The sequence below is a fragment of the Candidatus Thiodiazotropha endoloripes genome (assembly GCF_001708965.1).
GTDB lineage: Bacteria > Pseudomonadota > Gammaproteobacteria > Chromatiales > Chromatiaceae > Thiodiazotropha > Thiodiazotropha endoloripes.
Map to the genome: position 1 here is coordinate 376,348 of NZ_LVJW01000006.1, position 18,919 is coordinate 395,266.

Annotated in this window: 18 protein-coding genes; 8 read left to right on the forward strand and 10 right to left on the reverse strand. The window is 52.3% G+C overall.

Annotated elements, in window-relative coordinates; genetic code table 11:
* Positions 1-108 precede the first annotated feature (108 nt).
* The 3 genes from A3193_RS12245 (at position 109) to A3193_RS12255 (ending at position 3,483) form a co-directional block, all read left to right on the forward strand.
* A complete protein-coding gene (locus tag A3193_RS12245; protein WP_071933749.1) occupies positions 109-969 on the forward strand; it encodes an HDOD domain-containing protein in 861 nt (286 codons plus the stop codon).
* 142 nt (positions 970-1,111) lie between these two features.
* Complete coding sequence (locus A3193_RS12250) at positions 1,112-2,800, forward strand: tetratricopeptide repeat-containing response regulator (RefSeq protein WP_139116910.1); 1,689 nt, start codon at positions 1,112-1,114, stop codon at positions 2,798-2,800.
* 23 nt (positions 2,801-2,823) lie between these two features.
* Entirely contained in the window at positions 2,824-3,483 is a 660-nt protein-coding gene (locus A3193_RS12255) for a sensor histidine kinase (protein ID WP_069014980.1), read from the forward strand.
* A 263-nt stretch (positions 3,484-3,746) separates the two neighbouring features.
* On the opposite strand, the gene A3193_RS12260 is transcribed toward A3193_RS12255, so the two are convergent.
* On the reverse strand, positions 3,747-4,634 hold the full coding sequence (locus tag A3193_RS12260) for a LysR family transcriptional regulator (protein ID WP_069014981.1): 888 nt from the start codon (positions 4,632-4,634) through the stop codon (positions 3,747-3,749).
* Between the two features lie 94 nt (positions 4,635-4,728).
* On the opposite strand from A3193_RS12260, the gene A3193_RS12265 reads away from it, so the two are divergent.
* The 3 genes from A3193_RS12265 (at position 4,729) to A3193_RS12275 (ending at position 6,915) form a co-directional block, all read left to right on the forward strand.
* A complete protein-coding gene (locus A3193_RS12265) occupies positions 4,729-5,304 on the forward strand; it encodes a cytochrome b (RefSeq protein ID WP_069014982.1) in 576 nt (191 codons plus the stop codon).
* A 45-nt stretch (positions 5,305-5,349) separates the two neighbouring features.
* Positions 5,350-6,249, forward strand: coding sequence for an MBL fold metallo-hydrolase (locus tag A3193_RS12270; RefSeq protein WP_083218744.1), 900 nt, complete (start codon positions 5,350-5,352; stop codon positions 6,247-6,249).
* Positions 6,250-6,324: 75 nt separating this feature from the next.
* Positions 6,325-6,915 carry an SAM-dependent methyltransferase gene (locus tag A3193_RS12275; protein ID WP_069014984.1) on the forward strand — a complete coding sequence of 197 codons (591 nt, stop codon included), beginning with the start codon at positions 6,325-6,327 and terminating at the stop codon, positions 6,913-6,915.
* Positions 6,916-7,216: 301 nt separating this feature from the next.
* Here the strand turns inward: A3193_RS12275 and A3193_RS12280 are convergent, their stop codons facing one another.
* Positions 7,217-7,516 (reverse strand): antibiotic biosynthesis monooxygenase family protein, encoded by a 300-nt coding sequence (locus A3193_RS12280; protein WP_069014985.1) that lies wholly within the window; start codon positions 7,514-7,516, stop codon positions 7,217-7,219.
* 50 nt (positions 7,517-7,566) lie between these two features.
* Positions 7,567-9,111, reverse strand: coding sequence for a hydantoinase B/oxoprolinase family protein (locus A3193_RS12285; RefSeq protein WP_069014986.1), 1,545 nt, complete (start codon positions 9,109-9,111; stop codon positions 7,567-7,569).
* A gap of 285 nt (positions 9,112-9,396) precedes the next feature.
* Here A3193_RS12285 and A3193_RS12290 point away from each other — a divergent pair, with 285 nt between their 5' ends.
* Both A3193_RS12290 and A3193_RS12295 read left to right on the forward strand, forming a co-directional pair.
* The gene (locus A3193_RS12290) at positions 9,397-9,978 is read left to right on the forward strand and encodes a superoxide dismutase (protein ID WP_069003929.1); all 582 of its coding nucleotides are present in this window, start codon (positions 9,397-9,399) and stop codon (positions 9,976-9,978) included.
* 229 nt (positions 9,979-10,207) lie between these two features.
* On the forward strand, positions 10,208-11,488 hold the full coding sequence (locus A3193_RS12295; RefSeq protein ID WP_069014987.1) for a glycerophosphodiester phosphodiesterase family protein: 1,281 nt from the start codon (positions 10,208-10,210) through the stop codon (positions 11,486-11,488).
* Positions 11,489-11,536: 48 nt separating this feature from the next.
* Here A3193_RS12295 and pyk read toward each other — a convergent pair whose 3' ends face one another.
* From pyk to A3193_RS12330, 7 genes are all read right to left on the reverse strand, one after another.
* Positions 11,537-12,976 carry a pyruvate kinase gene (pyk, locus tag A3193_RS12300; RefSeq protein ID WP_083218746.1) on the reverse strand — a complete coding sequence of 480 codons (1,440 nt, stop codon included), beginning with the start codon at positions 12,974-12,976 and terminating at the stop codon, positions 11,537-11,539.
* Positions 12,977-13,052: 76 nt separating this feature from the next.
* A complete protein-coding gene (locus tag A3193_RS12305) occupies positions 13,053-14,117 on the reverse strand; it encodes an SGNH/GDSL hydrolase family protein (RefSeq protein WP_162272438.1) in 1,065 nt (354 codons plus the stop codon).
* Between the two features lie 116 nt (positions 14,118-14,233).
* A complete protein-coding gene (locus tag A3193_RS12310; RefSeq protein WP_069003926.1) occupies positions 14,234-14,503 on the reverse strand; it encodes a hypothetical protein in 270 nt (89 codons plus the stop codon).
* Between the two features lie 32 nt (positions 14,504-14,535).
* Positions 14,536-14,805, reverse strand: coding sequence for a MoaD/ThiS family protein (locus A3193_RS12315; RefSeq protein WP_235614991.1), 270 nt, complete (start codon positions 14,803-14,805; stop codon positions 14,536-14,538).
* Positions 14,787-16,031 carry an NAD(P)/FAD-dependent oxidoreductase gene (locus A3193_RS12320; RefSeq protein ID WP_069014988.1) on the reverse strand — a complete coding sequence of 415 codons (1,245 nt, stop codon included), beginning with the start codon at positions 16,029-16,031 and terminating at the stop codon, positions 14,787-14,789. Before A3193_RS12320 ends, A3193_RS12315 begins: the two co-directional genes overlap by 19 nt.
* Positions 16,032-16,099: 68 nt before the next feature.
* Positions 16,100-17,953: an aldehyde ferredoxin oxidoreductase family protein gene (locus A3193_RS12325; protein WP_069003924.1), complete on the reverse strand. Its 1,854-nt coding sequence runs from the start codon at positions 17,951-17,953 to the stop codon at positions 16,100-16,102.
* A gap of 16 nt (positions 17,954-17,969) precedes the next feature.
* A complete protein-coding gene (locus tag A3193_RS12330; RefSeq protein ID WP_069003923.1) occupies positions 17,970-18,449 on the reverse strand; it encodes a 4Fe-4S dicluster domain-containing protein in 480 nt (159 codons plus the stop codon).
* Between the last annotated feature and the right edge of the window lie 470 nt (positions 18,450-18,919).

Genomic DNA, 18,919 nt, shown 5'->3' on the forward strand with positions numbered 1-18,919 from the left:
CAAACACTCAAAACCAGTTCTCATTTCTCTGTTTAAAATAACACTATTTTTTGTAATGAATTACATTCACACTTTAAGCAATAACAATCACGTCTGTTAGGAAAGATCATGGATCCTAAAAGTCTTGTGCAGAATCTCGACCGTCTTGTCTCCCTCCCCGATGTATGCATCAAGGTCAACCAACTCCTGGGAACCTCGGACTATTCCGTGGTTGAGGTGGCCGACATCATCACTCAGGATGCGGACATCTCCGCCCGCCTGCTGAGGCTGGTCAACAGTCCTCTGTTCGGTCAGCGAGCCAAGGTCGAGACCCTCTCCCGTGCGGTCACGCTGATCGGCGCCAACGAACTTCGCAACCTGGTGATGGCCACGGCGGCGCAGCGAACTTTCACCGGAATCCCTGAAGAGATGGTCAACATGACCGATTTCTGGCGCCACTCAGTCACCACCGGCGTGATGGCGAAGACTCTGGCTGAACAGAGCAATGTGCTGCACAGTGAGCGTTTGCTGGTGATGGGTGTTCTGCACGATCTCGGTCGTCTGGTGATCTATCTGTCACTTCCGGATGAATCAAGGGATATTCTGCATATCACCGGTGGAGACACCTGGATTCTGGCTGACACGGAACAGGAGATTCTTGGCTTCAACCATCTCGATGTTGGTGCTGAGCTGATGAGATCCTGGCACCTTCCAGAGAGTTTTATCGAGGTTGCCGGTTTCCACAATGCGCCGGCGAATGCGAAAGAGTACCGATTGGAAGTCGCACTGGTACACATCGCCAAAGCGGTGGCAAACGGTCACATGGTTGGACTCTCGGTCGACGAGATGCTCTGGGCAATCGATCCCTCAGCCTGGGATACCACCGGATTCAGTCATCAGGATGTTTCAGCCCTGGTCACCGAGATGATCATCCGGAGTGAAGAGACCATGGATATGATCATCGCACCGGCAAGGCGGGCCCAGGCCTAAACCAACAACGGCTCACTAACCCACCCCTCCACTTCCACTGACCCTGTGATTGTCCGGGGCCAGGCTCCCTGTCGACTACAGTTTCCCCTGATCTCGCCGCTCTGTTTGAAGATAGCGATCATATTCCTGCCTGTGTATCCTGTTGCCTCAGAAACCAAGCGGTAAGCACTCATTGCAGACGCGCAAGCTCAAGGAGAATTTTGTGTTCTTCAAACCAGGACCTCTCGAAAACAGACTCTACCTGGTCGTCGATGATTTCGGGGATATGCGCAGCATGATCAAGAATATGCTGATGGCCTGTGGTGTCAGAGATATCAAGCTTGCCAGAAATGGCAGTGAAGCCATTGAGCAGATGGAACAGGAACGCTTTGACGTGGTGCTTTGCGACTATAACCTCGGCACCGGGAGAGATGGACAGCAGGTGCTTGAAGAGGCCAAGTATCGACACCTGCTGGGTCTTGGCAGTGTCTTTGTCATGGTCACAGCGGAAAACACCCGGGACATGGTGATGGGCGCTGTGGAGTATGAACCTGACTCCTACCTGACCAAACCCTTCAATAAGGATTTTCTCAAGACACGGCTGGAAAAGCTGATTGCCAAGAAGCACAATCTGCTGGTAATCGAGGAAGCTGTGGAGAAGCGAAACTACAGCAAGGCGGTAGCGATTCTCGATGAGAAGATCGCTGCCAAACCACCCAACTGCAATGAGCTGAGAAAAATAAAAGGCAATATCCTGGTCAACAGTGGCAAGCTGACCGAAGCCAGGGCACTCTACCAGGAGGTCCTGGCGATCCGCGAGCTTCCCTGGGCGCGGCTGGGGCTGGGCAAATGCGACTACCTGATACAGAATTATCAACAGGCAATCGATGAATTCCAACGCATCAAGAGCCAAAATCCCAACTATACCCCGGCCTATGACTGGCTGGCCAAAAGCCATAAGCGAGCCAATCAGTTAAGCGAAGCTGAGAATATCCTCAAACAAGCGGTATCCATCTCGCCCAAGGCGGTTCCCAGACAGCAGTTGCTGGGGGAGATTGCACTGGTCAACCAGCATCAGGAGATTGCTGAATCTGCTTTCACCAAAGCGGTTCAACACGGCAGACACTCTGTCTACAAACACCCTTCCAACTACGCCAATCTGGCCAGAGTAACGGCAGACAATCATGACGGCGCGTCAGCGCTTCTGGTGTTGAAGCAGATTGATCTGGATTTCAACAATGATCCCAAAGCCGACTTCTATCAGGCCAGTGCCGAAAGTCTGATCCATGAGGCGATGGGAAACTCCGATCTCGCAAGGGCATCGCTGGGCAAGGCGGCGGAGCTGCAGAAATCATTTGACCAGAGTGAGGATTCGGATTGTGCCATCGAGCTGGCTAAAACCTACAAGAACTTCGGTATGGAGGAGGAGAGTGTTGAGCTGCTGAAGGGAGCAATCCTCAACAATCATACCGATGAAGAGCTGATGGATGAGATCAAACTGACGATCTCCTCACTGGAGATGGACGAGCAGACGCTTGGCACCATCGATTCCATTCGCGAGGAAGTGCTCACACTGAATCGAAAAGGTGTTGAATTGGCCAAGAGTGGTCAGCTCGACGAAGCTGCAAAACTGCTGAAGGAGACTTCAACACGGATGCCTGCCAACAGAACGGTAAACCTGAATATTGCACTTGTGCTGTTGATGAGTATGGAGAGAGAGGGTGCCAACCCAAACATGATCGATGAGATCAAAGGCTATCTTGCACGGGTAGCAAAAGCTGATCCGAACAACAGCACCCTGCAAAAGCTCTATGGCCGGCTTAAGATCATGATGGCCAAAACAGCGGACTAATCTGAACAGAGCAGAGATAAAAGATGAATTTTCCCGACATTCTGGCTTCCCTCATTCATGACATGAAAAACTCCCTCGGCCTGGTGATCAATACGATCGATGACCTTGGTGAAGAGTTGCATGTTCAGGAGAACCCAAAGCTGGGTACCCTTCAGCATGAAGCCAGACGTCTCAACAGCAATCTGATTACCCTGCTATCCCTCTATAAAATCGATAAAGGGCAGCTCACCACCAATATCGAGGAGATCGATGTCGAACAGTTTCTTTATGAGATTTCCGTAGATAATCAAGCCACGGCCAACAACATGGGTATTACCATCAGTTATGAAAGTGAAGAGGGTTTGGTCGGCTATTTTGACGAATGGTTGATGCGGGGTGTTATCAACAGCCTGATCGGCAATGGCTTGAGATACAGCGCTTCTCAAATCCTCCTGCATGCTGAATTTAGAGATGACTACCTGGTGCTGAGTATCGATGATGACGGCAATGGATTTCCTCAGAGCATGATCGAAGCCCAATCGGCGCAGCAGCAAAAAAAACCGGAACAGGGAGAGACCCAGCTTGGCCACTATTTTGCCTCCCTGGTGGCTCACATGCACAGCAATGGTGAACGCGAGGGATTTATCAAACTGGCAAACAACCAACGATTGGGGGGTGGCAGTTTCTCTCTCTGGTTACCTTAGGTGTAAAAGTATGAACATGATCTGTCAGATTAAAAGTCTAGTTTAAATGTCATCTGGCAGTCATAGCCTCCGTCCGGGCAAAAGCAGACATAGGGAGTTTTCAGCTTAGACGCCTGCTACGCGACCAAAGCGGAAGATAGGGTGCTATCCGGCAGACTTCAGCTATAGATAAAAGCAGAATAATTTCTTTCAGAGTAACGTCTGATCCATCACCCTGACTATTTCCTGGCAGCAACTTGGCATGATGTCAGGAAAAGCTGAATTCAATCACCCCATGCTTCAACAAGATAATCAACAAAGGCGCGTACCTTTGTTGAAACAAGCTTGCTGTATGGATAGACGGCGTATAAGCCGGTAGTAGTGGGGGCGTAGTCATCCAATATGGTTTCTAATCGCCCCTCTTTTAGCGCACTTGCTACCATATAAGTCGGCGCAATGAATATACCGTTACCGTTTAGCGCCGCGCTCATCAATAGATTGCCAGTATCTGATCGAAGGTTACCTTCAACTTTTGTATGGATTCCCTTCCCCTTCTTATCTTTGAAAAACCAGCCCCCTGATTGCGGTCCTTGTGAGTAGATAAGACAGTTATGTTTACTGAGTTCATCAGGATGCGCAGGAGATCCATGTTTCTTTAAGTATTCAGGTGAGGCGCAGGCATGAAAGCCGCATGGCATAAGCAATCGAGCAACGAGGCTGGAATCTTCCAACTCACCCACCCGAAGCGCCACATCAATGCCCTCCTCCACCAGATCAATGAAGCGCCCTGTGATGTGGATTTCGAGTTCAAGCAGGGGAAAGCGTTGCTGGAAGTCCAGTAGTACCTCAGGAAGCAGGGACATTGCAAGGCTCTCGGGGGCCGATATCCGTAGCCTTCCTTGAGGCTCGCTTTGCAAGGGCAGAACGGATTGCTCGGCCTCCCGCACCTCCGACATGATTCTTTGTGTATAGCTCGAAAACACCTCTCCCGCCTGGGTGAGATGTAAGCGCCTGGTTGTGCGCTGCAAGAGCTGTACCCCCAGGTGTCTCTCTAGATGAGAAATCTGCTTGCTGACCACAGATTTAGAAACACCCAGTACCTCGGCAGCAGCAGTGAAACTGCCCTTCTCAACAACGGCTGCAAAGGTCTCGAAATAGGGTAGAACACTCATATTAGTACATATTAAGAAACAATAATTTTCTTTATACCACGATTATCTTACTCCAGAAAGATTATAAGCTTGTTTTCAAGGTGAATCGAATCACATGGCAAATACACAATTACTTGAGGAGAAATACAAAATGAAAAATAGTGAAAATAGCTATGGAGTCGTTGCCAAGGGGTTCCACTGGCTAATGTTCCTGATGCTTAGCTTCTCCATCGTGGCAGGAAACTTCCTTGCTTCTATGCCCAAGGGAACTGAAAAGCTTCAGGCAGCAGGGATGCACAAATCATTCGGTGCGGTGCTAATGATGCTGATTATGCTGCGCCTTCTGTGGAGACTTATCAATGTGACACCAAAACTTCCCGACGGAACGACGGCAGTTGAATCTTTGCTGGCCAATGGTATGCACTGGGCACTCTATGCTTTGATGTTTGCTCAGCCCCTGTCCGGGATGCTGATGTCACAAGCTGGAGGGCATCCAGTGAGCTTTTTTGGACTATTTGAATTTCCTCTATTTCTCGAGCAATCAAAAGGGGCCGCAGAATTTTTCCGTGCCATGCATGGCACTGTGTGGATTTTGCTGGTCGTGGCGGTGATGGGTCATGTCGGAGCAGCTTTAAATCACCATTACATAAAAAAGGACAACGTGCTGAAACAGATGACCGTTGGTGCGTAAACATCATTACGCCTTAATCAATAATTATTTGAGAGGATAAAAAGAATGAAGAACCTATTACTTAAATCGATGGTTGTTTTTGGAATGTTATTTTCATCCATCACCATGGCGGCGAATATGCCAACTCACGAACCGATGGGTGGTCAAGCCTTTGGCACCAGCGTTAAAAACATCGGCGATGGATTGTATGTATTCCGCTGGTGGGTATATCGCACTTTCTTTCTTGTTACCGATGAGGGAGTCATTGTTGCCGATCCATTGAACCCCAAGGCGGCCAAGTTGTTACATAAAGAGATCCGCAAGGCCACTGATAAACCTGTAAAGTATGTGGTCTATAGCCATAATCATCATGACCATATTTCCGGCGGAAGCATATTTAAAGAAGAGGGCGCAAAATTTATTGGACATAAGAATGTTCTGAAAGAGTTGGGTGATCACCCCCACCCTCTTACACCACTGCCCGATATCACATTCGAGGATAGCTATACCGTAAAACTGGGCGGTAGGGAGCTCGAACTGAAATACTTCGGACCGAACCATGGTGACAGTATGGTGGTGATGCGACTTCCTAAAGAGAATGCCCTGTTTATCGTGGATATCGTAACACCGCGAAGGGTTGCTTTCAGAACCATGCCTGATTTCTGGCCTGACGAATGGATTCGCTCGTTGAAGGAAATTGAGCAGATGGATTTTGACTACGTTATCTCTGCCCATGGCCCGGCAAACGAACCTGCTATCGATCCGGCATCAGTTGTCGCGGAGCAGCGTAACTACCTGGAAGACCTTATCGCTGCCGTAAAAGTTGAATGGGACAAAGGGATTCATAATCCGGACAAGCTCCGTCAAGTTGTAAAATTACCCAAATATAAAGAGTGGCGCTCATATGAAGCATGGTTGCCGATGAATATCGAGCGTATCTGGGCCTACTTTCACATGGCCTGGTAGGAAGAGCCCATATTCATAAAAGGCGCTGGATAATCCAGCGTCTTTCCACCATTAAACTCATTACTGGAGCTACCCATGTGGAATGAACGATACAACAATGAAACTTATGCTTACGGTATTAACCCCAATACATTCCTCACTGCAATGTATGACAAACTGCCATCAGGCAAGATACTTTGTATTGGAGAGGGAGAAGGGCGAAATGCGGTATGGCTGGCAGAACAGGAGAATAGCGTAACAGCCGTGGACATATCTGAGATAGGCCTGAAAAAAGCAAATAAACTCGCTAAATCACGCGGTGTCACGATCACCACAGTTCATTCAAACCTTGCTGACTTTGAGATTGAAAACGGAGAATGGGATGCCATTGTCTCTATCTTTTGTCACCTACCACCAGATTTACGCCATGATATTCACCGCCGCTGTGTAGAAGGCCTGCGCCCAGGCGGTGCATTCCTTCTTGAAGCCTATGCCCCCCTGCAACTGGAATACAAAACAGGTGGTCCTTCAGCGGTTGAGATGATGATGGATGTACCATCTTTAACGACTGAACTTACAGGGCTGGAATTTTTCCACTTGCAGGAGCGTGTGCGTGAGGTGATTGAGGGTGAATTTCACAATCGGGCTGGCGCTGTGGTTCAGGTATTTGCTCGAAAGTCACACTGAAGAGGCAAGAATCGAGATCACACCATTATTATTAAAATATGAATGACTCAGATTACTAGTAGGACGCACCACACTAGCCTATACCCTTTTTAGTCTTCTTTCATGAGGATAGCAGCCATACTACCCTCATAAATTTATGTCCTCTACTGGCCGTTCCCTGCCGATGCAGCAGGCTTTGTATTCGGACTGCATTGAAGTAGTTAAACCTGGGCAGGCTTTATCCGCTGTCAGATGGCATCCGAACCGATCTTAATAGATGCCAGATCTAATCTAGATTTCTACACCTTAGGGCCTGTTGACACTAATCCAATACGCCCTGCTCATACTGTTTAACCAGTTTGACCACCTCGACCTGGTACGAACGATACCATTTTTCACGCCCCATCCGCTGCGCCTTTAAATGGACCTGATCACGCTTCCACTTAACAAACTGTTCCTCGTCTCGCCAATAGGAGATCGAAATTTCTCGATCCCCCTCCTGGTAAGATTCAAACGAACTACAACCATACAACTCCATCGCGCGGGACCTCAGCTGTGAAGCTGTTTCGTAGTAGCTGGAATCGAGGTCGGCTATCACAGCTTTAAAGATGACGGCATACATAAATTATTTCCATGAGTTTCCGTATCGTTCCTGGATGTTGACCGCTTCAATTAACCGCTCTCGACATCACCCCAGCCACCGCCGCCAGGTGTTTCGATGGTCAACAGGTCACCACGCTCCACATCCAGATTCACCTTGCCAGCGAGCCGTTGTCCATTATGCCGATTCACACCATGGCCGCCTGGGCCGCCACCATCCATACCCCAGGGCTTGTTACGTCTGCGTTCAGTCAACAGCGTCACCTGGGTTGGCGCGAGGAATCGGAAACTTCGCACCAGCCCCTCTCCACCCTGACGCCTGCCGTGTCCGGCTGAGCCATTTCTCAAGGCATAACGCTCGATACGCAAGGGAAAGCGACTCTCGATCACCTCCACCGGTGTGTTTAAGGTATTGGTCATGTGAGTCTGCATACCGCTTAAACCACCGCCCAGGCGCCCAGCGCCCATACCACCACCGATGGTTTCATAGTAGTCCCAGCGACCCCTCTCATGATCACTGCCCATCGCCAGGTTATTCATACTCCCCTGGCTCGCTGCAGGAATCTCATCAGGGATCGCCTGTGCCAAGGCACCAAGTACCACATCGACCACTCGAGTGCTGGTCTCCACGTTACCCGCCGCTACGGCAGCCGGGCGACGGGCATTGAGCAGGCAACCCTCAGGCACAATCAACTGAATTGCATTGAAACTACCAGCACAGGCTGGAGTCTGCTCAGGCATCAGGCAGCGAAAACAGTAGTAGACTGCGGCCGCGGCAACCGGTAAAGGACAGTTGATGTTACCGGGCACCTGCGGGGCGGTACCTGTAAAATCCACAACCAATCGATCAGCTTCCACACGGATCCTGACACGGATTGGAATATCCTGACTGCCCTGCCCATCATCATCCATCAGATCCTCGAATCGGTACTCGCCTGGCGGCAATCGCCTCAGGGCATCGCCAGCCAATCGCTCCGCATAGGCATTGAGGGCAGTGAGCCCATCCAGAAAACCTGCCCTGCCCCACTCACTGATCAGTCCCTGCAGGCGTTTCAGACCGTTCCGGTTGGCGCTGATCTGGGCGGCAAAGTCACCTCTCGACTCAACCGGATTACGATTCTCAGCCGTGAGTTCTACCAGGAAGGCCTCATCCAATCGCCCCGCCTCAATCAACTTTGCTGGGGGTATGATCCGCCCTTCCTGGTGCAGATGATCCGAGACCGGCATTGAGCCTGGAGAATCAGCCCCGATATCCGCATGGTGAGCCCGATTGACCAAAAATGCGCTTAACAGGCCGTCACAAAAGAGCGGCGCGATCAGCGTGACATCCGGCAGATGGGTTCCTCCCATGAAAGGATCGTTGAGTACCACCATATCCCCATCCTGCCACTCGATTTGGGCGACAATATCCGCCATCGCATAGGCCATGCTGCCGAGATGCACCGGGATATGGGCCGCCTGGGCAGAGAGTTCACCGGCCGCATCGAACACGGCACAGGAGAAATCCAACCGATCACGGATATTGGGAGAGAAGGCGGCATTGCGCAACACCGCACCCATCTCATCGCATACCGCCTCGAGCCGGGATGAAAATATACTCAGTTCAATAGGATCCATTTCAAAGTCGTCATCAATCAGTCAATCAGAGATGCTAGTATTAACCCGGCGACTGTCAGTCTACGCTAGGGTCCATTAACACGAATCCAGTACGTCCTGCCGGGACTGGATTCGTGTTAACGGACCTAGGTCGCCTGGTTACTATTTTCCCTCACAAGCTACCCAGTTGCATCCCCGCCATGGCATGGATAGAATAGCTGACCATTCTACTAGGTTTTTATCGCCTCCCTGAGCGCATGGGAGGGTCAAGAATTCAATAACACGACAACAAAGGAGTATTAACTCATGGCACATGAACTACCTGCCCTGCCCTATGCAATTGATGCCCTGGAGCCGGTGATCTCCAAAGAGACCCTGGAGTTCCACCACGGTAAGCACCATAACACCTATGTGACCAATCTGAACAACCTGATACCGGGAACCGAATTTGAAAGCGCTTCTCTGGAAGATATCATCATGAAATCCTCCGCTGGCGTATTCAACAATGCGGCTCAGATCTGGAACCACACTTTCTACTGGAACTGCCTGCGCAGCCCAAGCGATGACAACGCTCCCAGTGGTGCACTGGCTGATGCCATCAACAACACATTCGGTTCATTCGACGAGTTCAAGAAACAGTTCGCCACCTCCGGTGCCACCAACTTCGGTTCCGGCTGGACCTGGCTGGTACAGAATGCAGACGGCAGTCTGGAGATCTTCAACACCTCCAATGCCGGATGCCCGATGACCTCCGGTAAAAAGGCACTGCTCACCGCCGATGTCTGGGAACACGCCTACTACATCGATTATCGCAATGCCCGTCCTGCCTATCTTGAAGCCTTCTGGAAGGTGGTCAACTGGGATTTTGTTGCCGACAACATGAGCTGATCCCGATGTCTCCCGACACACGATTGTGTCGGGAGATCAATCAGACCAATATCAATCACACACTCCTCCCTCGCGAAATACCTTCTTCGCAAACCCGCTTCATTTCAACACCGCTATCTTCTCGAAAGTGTCACAGCTTCGGCATCAGCAGGAAATAAAGCCCTTTTATGGTGGCAACCGGTATTCATGGAATCCAAATCAAGCACCATAATAATCTGAGGAATCGAGTATGCGAGTGAAAAAGATGCTGCAGACACTGGTAATCATCACGACAACCACCATTATGGTGAGCGGTTGTTTTGCCGGTATTCAAGATAATCGAGAGGATGACGAGCGCGAGGTTGAGCGGATTCGTCTGACCACCCAACTGGGCCCCCGTCCTTTCTACCTGGTCGACGACATGGATGAAGGTGAACTTAAGCAGGAACTGCAGGAGTGCAGCCAAAAGAAGAAGTTTAAAAAGAGTGACTTCTCCATCGGCCACCGGGGCGCTGCGATGCAGTTTCCGGAACATACCAAGGAGTCCTATGTAGCCGCGGCACGCATGGGTGCCGGTATACTCGAGTGTGACGTCACCTTCACCAAGGACCGGGAACTGGTCTGCCGTCACTCACAATGCGATCTGCACACCACCACCAACATCCTGGCTACCCCACTGGCGGCAAAATGTTCCCAGCCCTTTGTCCCGGCTGAGATCGACCCAAACACCGGTGAGGTGATCACCCCGGCCTCGGCACGCTGCTGCACCAGTGACATCACCCTGGAGGAGTTCAAAACCCTGCAGGGTAAAATGGATGCGGGCAACCGGGCGGCAACCACCGTCGAAGAGTATCTGGATGCCACACCAAGCTGGCGTACGGACCTCTATATGGGTAACGGTACTCTGATGACCCATGCGGAGAGCATCGTGCTGTTCAAACAGCTTGGTGCCAAGATGACACCGGAACTGAAGTCACCCAGCGTCGATATGCCTTATCAGGGTGACTACACCCAACAGGACTATGCTCAACAGATGATCGATGAGTACAAGGATGCCGGGGTAAAACCCAAGCATGTGTTCGCCCAGTCATTCAACCTGGACGACGTACTCTACTGGATCAACCATGAGCCACGCTTCGGCAAACAGGCCGTCTATCTGGATGGCAGTAACGATCCTGACCAGGCCAAGCAGACCATCGACATGATGTCCTACCTTGCGGAACAGGGTGTGAATTATCTGGCGCCTGCCATGTGGGCCCTGGTAACAGCGGAAAATGGTGAAATCGTACCTTCCGAATACGCGATTGCGGCAAGAGCCCATGGCATCGACCTGATCACCTGGACACTGGAGCGTTCCGGGCTGCTGGCGAGTGGTGGCGGCTGGTACTACCAGAGCATCAGTGATGTCACTGATAACGATGGTGACATGCTGGTACTGCTGGATGTGTTGGCCCAGGATGTGGGTATCAAAGGTATCTTCTCCGACTGGCCGGCAACCGTAACCTTCTACGCCAACTGCAAAGGCCTGTAAGCTAACCGGTCAGATGATCGGCAGATTCTCAGGGAGGAGAATCTGCCTTCAGTCGACCGACATCACCTTGATCAGATTGGTACCACCGGTCGACTGAGTGGAACCACTGGTTGCAATCACCACATCACCAACCGTCAACAGACCTCGATGTTTCGCCTGTTCGATGCAGTAGTCCACCTTCGCATCATCGTTATGCTCTTCGGCATCGAGCATGGGTATCACCCCCCAGTTCATACACAATCGCCGGGTAACCCGGGGTGAGTGGGTTACCGCCAGGATCGGACACTCCGGACGATGTTTGGAGATCAGACGCGAGGTGAAGCCACTCTCGGTGAGGCTGATGATTGCAGCCGCATGCAGCTGATCAGCCATGGTGACCGCGGAACGGCTGACCGCTTCGGTGACCACATTGGAGGCATGGGGGAGTATGTGTTGCAGATAACCGTATTCACGTAGCGAAGCCTCCGTACGCACCGCCAGTCGCTCCATGGTGCTGACCGATTCGACCGGATAGTCTCCCATGGCGGTCTCACCGGAGAGCATCAACGCGGAAGAGCCATCCAGAATGGCATTTGCCACATCACTGGCTTCTGCCCGGGTCGGCTTGGGATTCTGCTCCATCGAGGCGAGCATCTGAGTGGCGGTAATCACCGGCTTGCCGTTGCTGACGGTGATACGGATGATCTTCTTCTGCATACTGGGCACATCCGCCAGCGGCAACTCCACACCCATGTCACCCCGGGCAACCATAATGCCGTCAGCGGCGCTGACAATCGATTCCAGGTTCTCGATACCGGCCCGATTCTCGATCTTGGCAATGATCGGAATCTTACTCTCCCGTTCAGCCAGGATCTCTCTCATCCGTTCAATTTCCACCGCCTGCTGAATGAAGGAAGCGGCAATGTAGTCCACCTCGTTCTCAGCGGCGAAAGCGAGCTCCTGCAGAATATCATCACGTTGAGCGGTCTCGACAGCGGTCATCGACAGCTGGGTATTGGGCAGATTGACCCCTTTGTTCTCCTTCAACATGCCACCCAGCACCACCGTACAGCTGATCTCATCACCCACCACCTTGTCGACAGTCAGCTCCATCGCGCCATCATCGAGCAGGATCACATCGCCCGGCCCTACCTCCTTACTGAGCCGATCATAGGTTACCGAGACACCTTGCTCATCACCGATTCGTTCATCTGTATAGAGTGAAAAGTGACCACCGGAGTGCAGCTCCACAATACCCTGTTGAAGTTGACCGGTGCGGATCTCGACACCACGGGTATCGATCATGATGGCTACCGGTATCCGCAGGTTCTCCGATGCCTGTCTGATCCGTGCGATACGCTGTTTGTGCTCTTGATAACTGCCGTGTGACAGATTCAATCTTGCCACACTCATCCCGGCGCGGATCATCGCTTCGAGGGTCTTCACACTATCCGAGGCTGGACCGATGGTTGCGACGATCTTGGTTTTTCTGATCAGTGGGATGGACATGGGTTATTCTTTATTTGGAGGCAACTCTTAGGGTCTGACTCTCGCCAGAGTGTGCCACATCCAGCACAATGTCAAACTATAACCAAAGCACGGACCGACAGGCCACATCCCTCTGTTTTCTGCCTGGATGACAATACACTTCTGATGCCCGCATGAATGACTGATAGCTTTTAAATGCCATTCCACCAATGACTCGATGCGCCTTTGCGGTTGGATGAATACCATCCCAAAACAGATACCGATTGGGTTGTTTGCAGCTTGAGGGCTGCTGATCCGGCATCACACAGGCATCCTCCATATTGGTCATTTGAAACGCTTCGGGGTCGTCTACCATCCGCCGTGTGCTGCCAGCAAAATCGATGCGGATGATTTTCAAGCCTGGAGAGCTCTGCTCAAGCACATCGAGCAGGCCTGCCAACTCACTGTTGAATTTGGCGGAGAGTATTGCCGCGCTGATTGCTGCCCCGGGCAGTATGGCATCCAATCTGTTGACTGCGGGCGTTATGGAGATATCGGGTACATTGGCAACCATCAGGGTCGTTGCCCCCCCACTGTAGAGAGCGATCACCGCATCTGAAATGGCACTCAGCGCATTGGCAATAATCTCCGCACTCAGTAACCCGCTACTATCCTGTGCCAGGGCCGACACCGCATCCCGAACATCGTTGCCGCCAAGTGCCAGCACATAGAGTGCGCGATCGGCAACCTGACCCTGGGCATCAGCCTGGAACATGCCCAGCTGACTTGCCAGATTGACACCCTGACCGAAGTCCCTGGCCCGGGCACCGCCAACCGCATAGTTGGTCATCTTCAACTCATCCTCATTCTCCCCTTTGAAGGCTGGTCCTGCGCTCTCCTGCAGATCGAGTTTTTCGGCAAACCACTCCACCCAGGTCTTACCGTTACTGAAATGGTTGCCGCCCCTGGCATAGGGCGCATTCGGTACCAGAAACTGATCCAGTGTGCTGTAGGGAGGTTTGAGTGCGATACCGGTCAGATGAAAAGCGTTACCCGGATCGGAGAGGCTGTCACCAAATATCACCAGACGTTCGAAGGGTTTAGCGGCACTGGCCAATCCCGGTGCAAGCAGTAAAGCGACAACCAGAAATACCGCTGGAGCGGCGAAATTCCGCTTTATCAATGTCATCCCCTTTTTTATTTATAAGCCGAAACGCTGCATGCAAACAGAGAGTTTGATGGCAACAGGCTACGGATGTTCCCTAGGGGCTGAGGGGATTCGCTTGAAAGGCCAGTGACTCATCCGCCTCCCCGCCTGAAGCTTAGCTCAAATCTGGAAAAAAAATCGCTTACCTGCTGTGGTGAGGCGCCATGGAAGATAAAATCGACTTGAGTACGGGGCATCGACAGAGCGCCCATTCTGATGATCTGCTCCTCGGCGAGCAGAATTTCCATATCAAGACCGTCCCTGGTGATCAAAAACCGTCTTCCCTGATCCTCCACCCTTATCCGGTAGTCACGCTTCATAGGCTGAAGACTGCGCAGAAATTCACCATGGCTGATCGCCATCAAGCGGCATTCCTGATGATCCACCGCCCGTCTCAACCCCCCGCAACCGGGGGCCAGAGAGCAATACTGTCGCCATCCTTGAGGCTGTGGTTATCTCTTTTTGAAGGCGGCACGAAGAGTCCGTTGCATACCACCAGATGGGCCTGCTCCCTGGGTACCTGATACTTATCCATCAGATCGTAGACCGTAGACCCTTCAGGCATTTCAACCCGAACCGCATGATCCTTGGCGCCTGCCGGCAGATAGCTCATCAAGCTGGCAAACAGCTTAAATTCCACCTGAATCACGGTGACACCACACACCCAAGATAGGCCTCCATCAACCGGGTTGGATCCTTCATCAAACGTGCTTTCCACTCCCCCAGTGGCACCCGGCTACGGATCAGCCCGCGCAGCACACCGATATGCTGGGTATGCCCCAGGCTGCTGGCACCGACCAGGTAGTCCCCATCGAACTCAAGCCGCAGATAGCGGTAGTTCTCCCGATCGAGCAGCACAGACTGTTCACCATTATCCACCCCCATCCACTGTCCGAAGGAGGATGAGATCAACCCCAGGGTATCGAGCACATTCATGTTCAGACTGCCGCGATGCTCGACGGCAGCGTCACTCACCATGTTGATCGCCGCCATCCGGCCATGCTCGACCGAAGTGGGTTGAATCGCCTGCACCTGGTTCAGGCCAGTGGAAAAGTCCAGCCCCTGGGCCACATCACCGGCCGCATAGATGTCCGGAAAGTTGCTCTGAAAGTGGGAGTTGACCACGATACCGTCATTGATCTCAATACCCGAGCCTTCGAGAAACTGGGTATTGGCCCGTACCCCCATCGCGGTGATCACCAGATCTGCGCTCAAGCGCTCTCCGTTATCCACGGAGAGCTGTAACCCATCACCCTGTTGAGTGATGCTGGTAACCCCGGCATCGGTATGCACATCCACCCCTTTGCTTTCACACCAGCCCTGCAGCAGCTCACTGGCCACTTGGTCCATCATTCTCGCCACCATCCGCGGCGCCTTTTCCACTACAGTCAGTTTGACCTGCCGCATCACCAGGGCTTCCAGGATGATGCAACCGATGAAACCGGCGCCAATCAGCACCACGGAGCTACCAGGCTTGGCCCGCTCCACAATTGCCCGGGTATCCGCCATGGTCCAGCAGTTGTGCACCCCGGGCAGATCGATACCCGGTATCGGCGGCTTCAATGGGGTTGCTCCCGTGGCAATCAGCAAACGGTCATATTCCAAATCAGAGCCGTTCTCCAGCACAATCCGTCTATTCTGTGGATCAACCCGGCTCACCGGTCCATCGACCAACTCGATCTGGCGTTCAGCATAGTGACTGTCGTTCTGCCTCAGATAGGTACCATGCTCTTCGATCTTCTCAACCATCAGATAGGGGATCGCCATCCGCGAATAGGGTGGCTCCGGTTCGCCACCGATCAGCGTAATACGGCATTGGGAATCTTCTTCACGCAGGGTATCGCAGGCGGTAACGCCAGCCGGACCCGCGCCGATGACAACATAATGCATTCACTAACCTCCTAAAACCGTGCCCCCTTGGAGTGGGGGCACGACCATGAGCAATCTTCAGCGATTGATTAACCCAGACCGAGACGTTTTCGAGTCTCGTCTGTCGGCACCCCATCAGTGCTCCAACCGCGTAGCTCATAGTACTCGGGCAGCATCTGATCCAGGTCGTTGACCCGACCCTGGGCAGGTCCTACATTCGCCGCTTCCTTGAGCAGGCGTTTCGGCAGAGTGTCGTCTGCAGCGGTCAATCCCGCCTTCAGATTGAACTCCCGCTCCATGTTCCAGACCCGCTCACCCAGCTCTGCCATCCGCTCGGCGGTCCACTCACCCTCACAGGCGCCATCCACCTGAGGTGCGATATCCTCCAGGGACCAGGCAAAGGTGGTAAACAGACAGAGACCGCTGGAGTCGACTGCCGCCGTGGCATCCTGAAAGGCCTTCACCAGACCGGCCTTACCCTCGGTTGCCAATGGATCGGTCTTCTCAGGGATACCCAGCACCTCTGAGGCAACGGTGTAACCCCGCAGATGACAGGCCCCGCGATTGGAGGTGGCGTAAGCCAATCCCATACCCTGGATACCCCGTGGATCGTATGCCGGGAACTCCTGACCCTTGACGGTCATGGAGAGTTCGGGATGACCATACTTTTCACAAAGCCGTTTTGATCCCAGCCCGAGATCCTTGCCAAAGCCTTCACCGCTGACCAGTACCTCAACCGCCCAGACCAGACTCTCAGCGGAGCCGAACTTGAGCTCATGGCCACCGGTCTCCGCGGTGCTGATGGCGCCGATTTTATAGAGCTCCATCGCTGCCGCTACCGTGGAGCCGAATGAGATGGGATCGAAACCATCCTCATTACAGATGAAGTTCACATAGGTCAGTGCATCCAGATCATCGACACCGGTATCCGGACCCAGCGCCCAGGCGGCTTCATACTCGAGACCACCGGAATTGCCCCAGTACTGAGGCTTGTTCTCAACCGAGAAATGGCCCTTGTCGATGGTGGAGATTCGACCGCAGGCAATGGTACAACCGAAGCAGCCCGCGTTTGTGGTGAGATTGGGTTTGCCGTCAGTGGGTCGATTCTCGTGCATCGCCTCACCGGAAACATTCTGCGCCCCTTCGAACTGAACTTCTTTCATGTTACGGGTAGGCAGAGCACCAATCTCATTGATCACATTCATCAGTACCTGGGTACCGTAGGTCGGTAAACCCTGCCCGGTGACAGCATTGTCTGCAAGCACCTGCTTACCGGCACTGACCGCCTGCATGAACTTCGCAGGATCTTTGATATTACCAACCCCGAGGGTGCCGCGTATGGCAACCGCTTTGAGGTTTTTCGATGCCATCACGGTACCCACACCGGAACGACCGGCAGCGCGATGCAGATCGTTCACAATCGCCGCATAGAGACAGCCCTCTTCAGCAGAACGACCTACCGCAGCAATACGCAACATCGGGTCTTGATGCTTTGCATGCAGCCATTCGTCGGTCTCCCAGACGCTCTTGCCCCAGATCTCGTCGGCAGAACGCAGCTCCGCCTTGTCGTTGAGCAGATAGAGATAGACAGGATTGGCTGAGCGGCCCTCGAAGATGATCATATCCCAGCCGGCATTATGCATCTCAGCACCGATGAATCCACCGGAGTTGGAACAGGCGATGCAGTTGGTCAAAGGACCTTTGGTGACCACAGAGTATCTTCCTCCGGTGGCCGCCATGGTGCCGGTCAGCGGACCGGTGGTCATGATCATCTTGTTTTCAGGACTCAGTGGATCGACTTGTGGATCGATCTCTTCAACAAGATATTTGCTTGCCAGGCCGCGCTGGCCCAGATACTCCTGCGCCCATTCCATGTTCAACGCTTCCGAAGTGCAAGTGCCGTTTGTGAGGTTTACCCGAAGTAATTTTCCAGACCAAGACATATTGAGTACCCTCCGATTACGCTGTAGCTGTCGAGCCAGCGTCAGTTTTACCTGCCCATTGGCGCATTTTTTCAAATCCGGTCTGATCCGAATCCACATAGGTGATGGCCCCTGTCGGGCAGGCCTTGGCACAGGCCGGATCACCACCACACAGATCGCACTTGGTTACCTTGCCGGTACCGGTGTTGTAGTTGACCGTACCGAAAGGACAGGCGATGGTGCAGACCTTGCAGCCAACACACAATGAGTCGCTGACCACTTTTGCACCGCTATTCACATCCAGTGAAATAGCATCGACCGGGCAGGCCTGCATACACCAGGCTTCAGCACACTGTGTACAGGTGTAAGGCACAAAACGACCTTCATGATGAAAGGTAAAGACCCGTATCCTCGATTTCGAGGGATTGAAGATTCCCTCATTCTCATAGGAACAGGCCATTTCACATTGAACACATCCTGTGCACTTATCCGCGTCAATAAGCAGGGATCTCTGCATGCTTTTATTCTCCTTCCTTCATGGCATACCCGCTTTGGACAGGCACAGCATTTCAGGTTGAGTCTCAAATTGATACAAAAACAGCCGGCATCACCGATTGCTTTTTAGCGAAGATAATATTGACTGGACGGGCACAAATATCCCCGCAGCCGAATATGGATTGACATGAAAAAAAGTACATACACAGTAGTTTTGAAATCTTATTTTTCTGTGTATTTAACTGCTTGTTTTTTCCTAGAGTAGTTGGGAAATATTTTTTCTACAACTATTTTCAGAGCGAGAATCGCAAGCACCAAATAGCGGGGAAAATAACGACAAATAATGACAACAATGCATATCGAAATGACAAAATGTCACGCATAGGGAAAACGGATCAGAGCGACCAACGAGCCAATCCCGAGAAGCAGTCATCAGGCTCAATCGAGAAGTGTGGCGATCAACAGGCCATGACCCGCACTTCAAATTCAGCG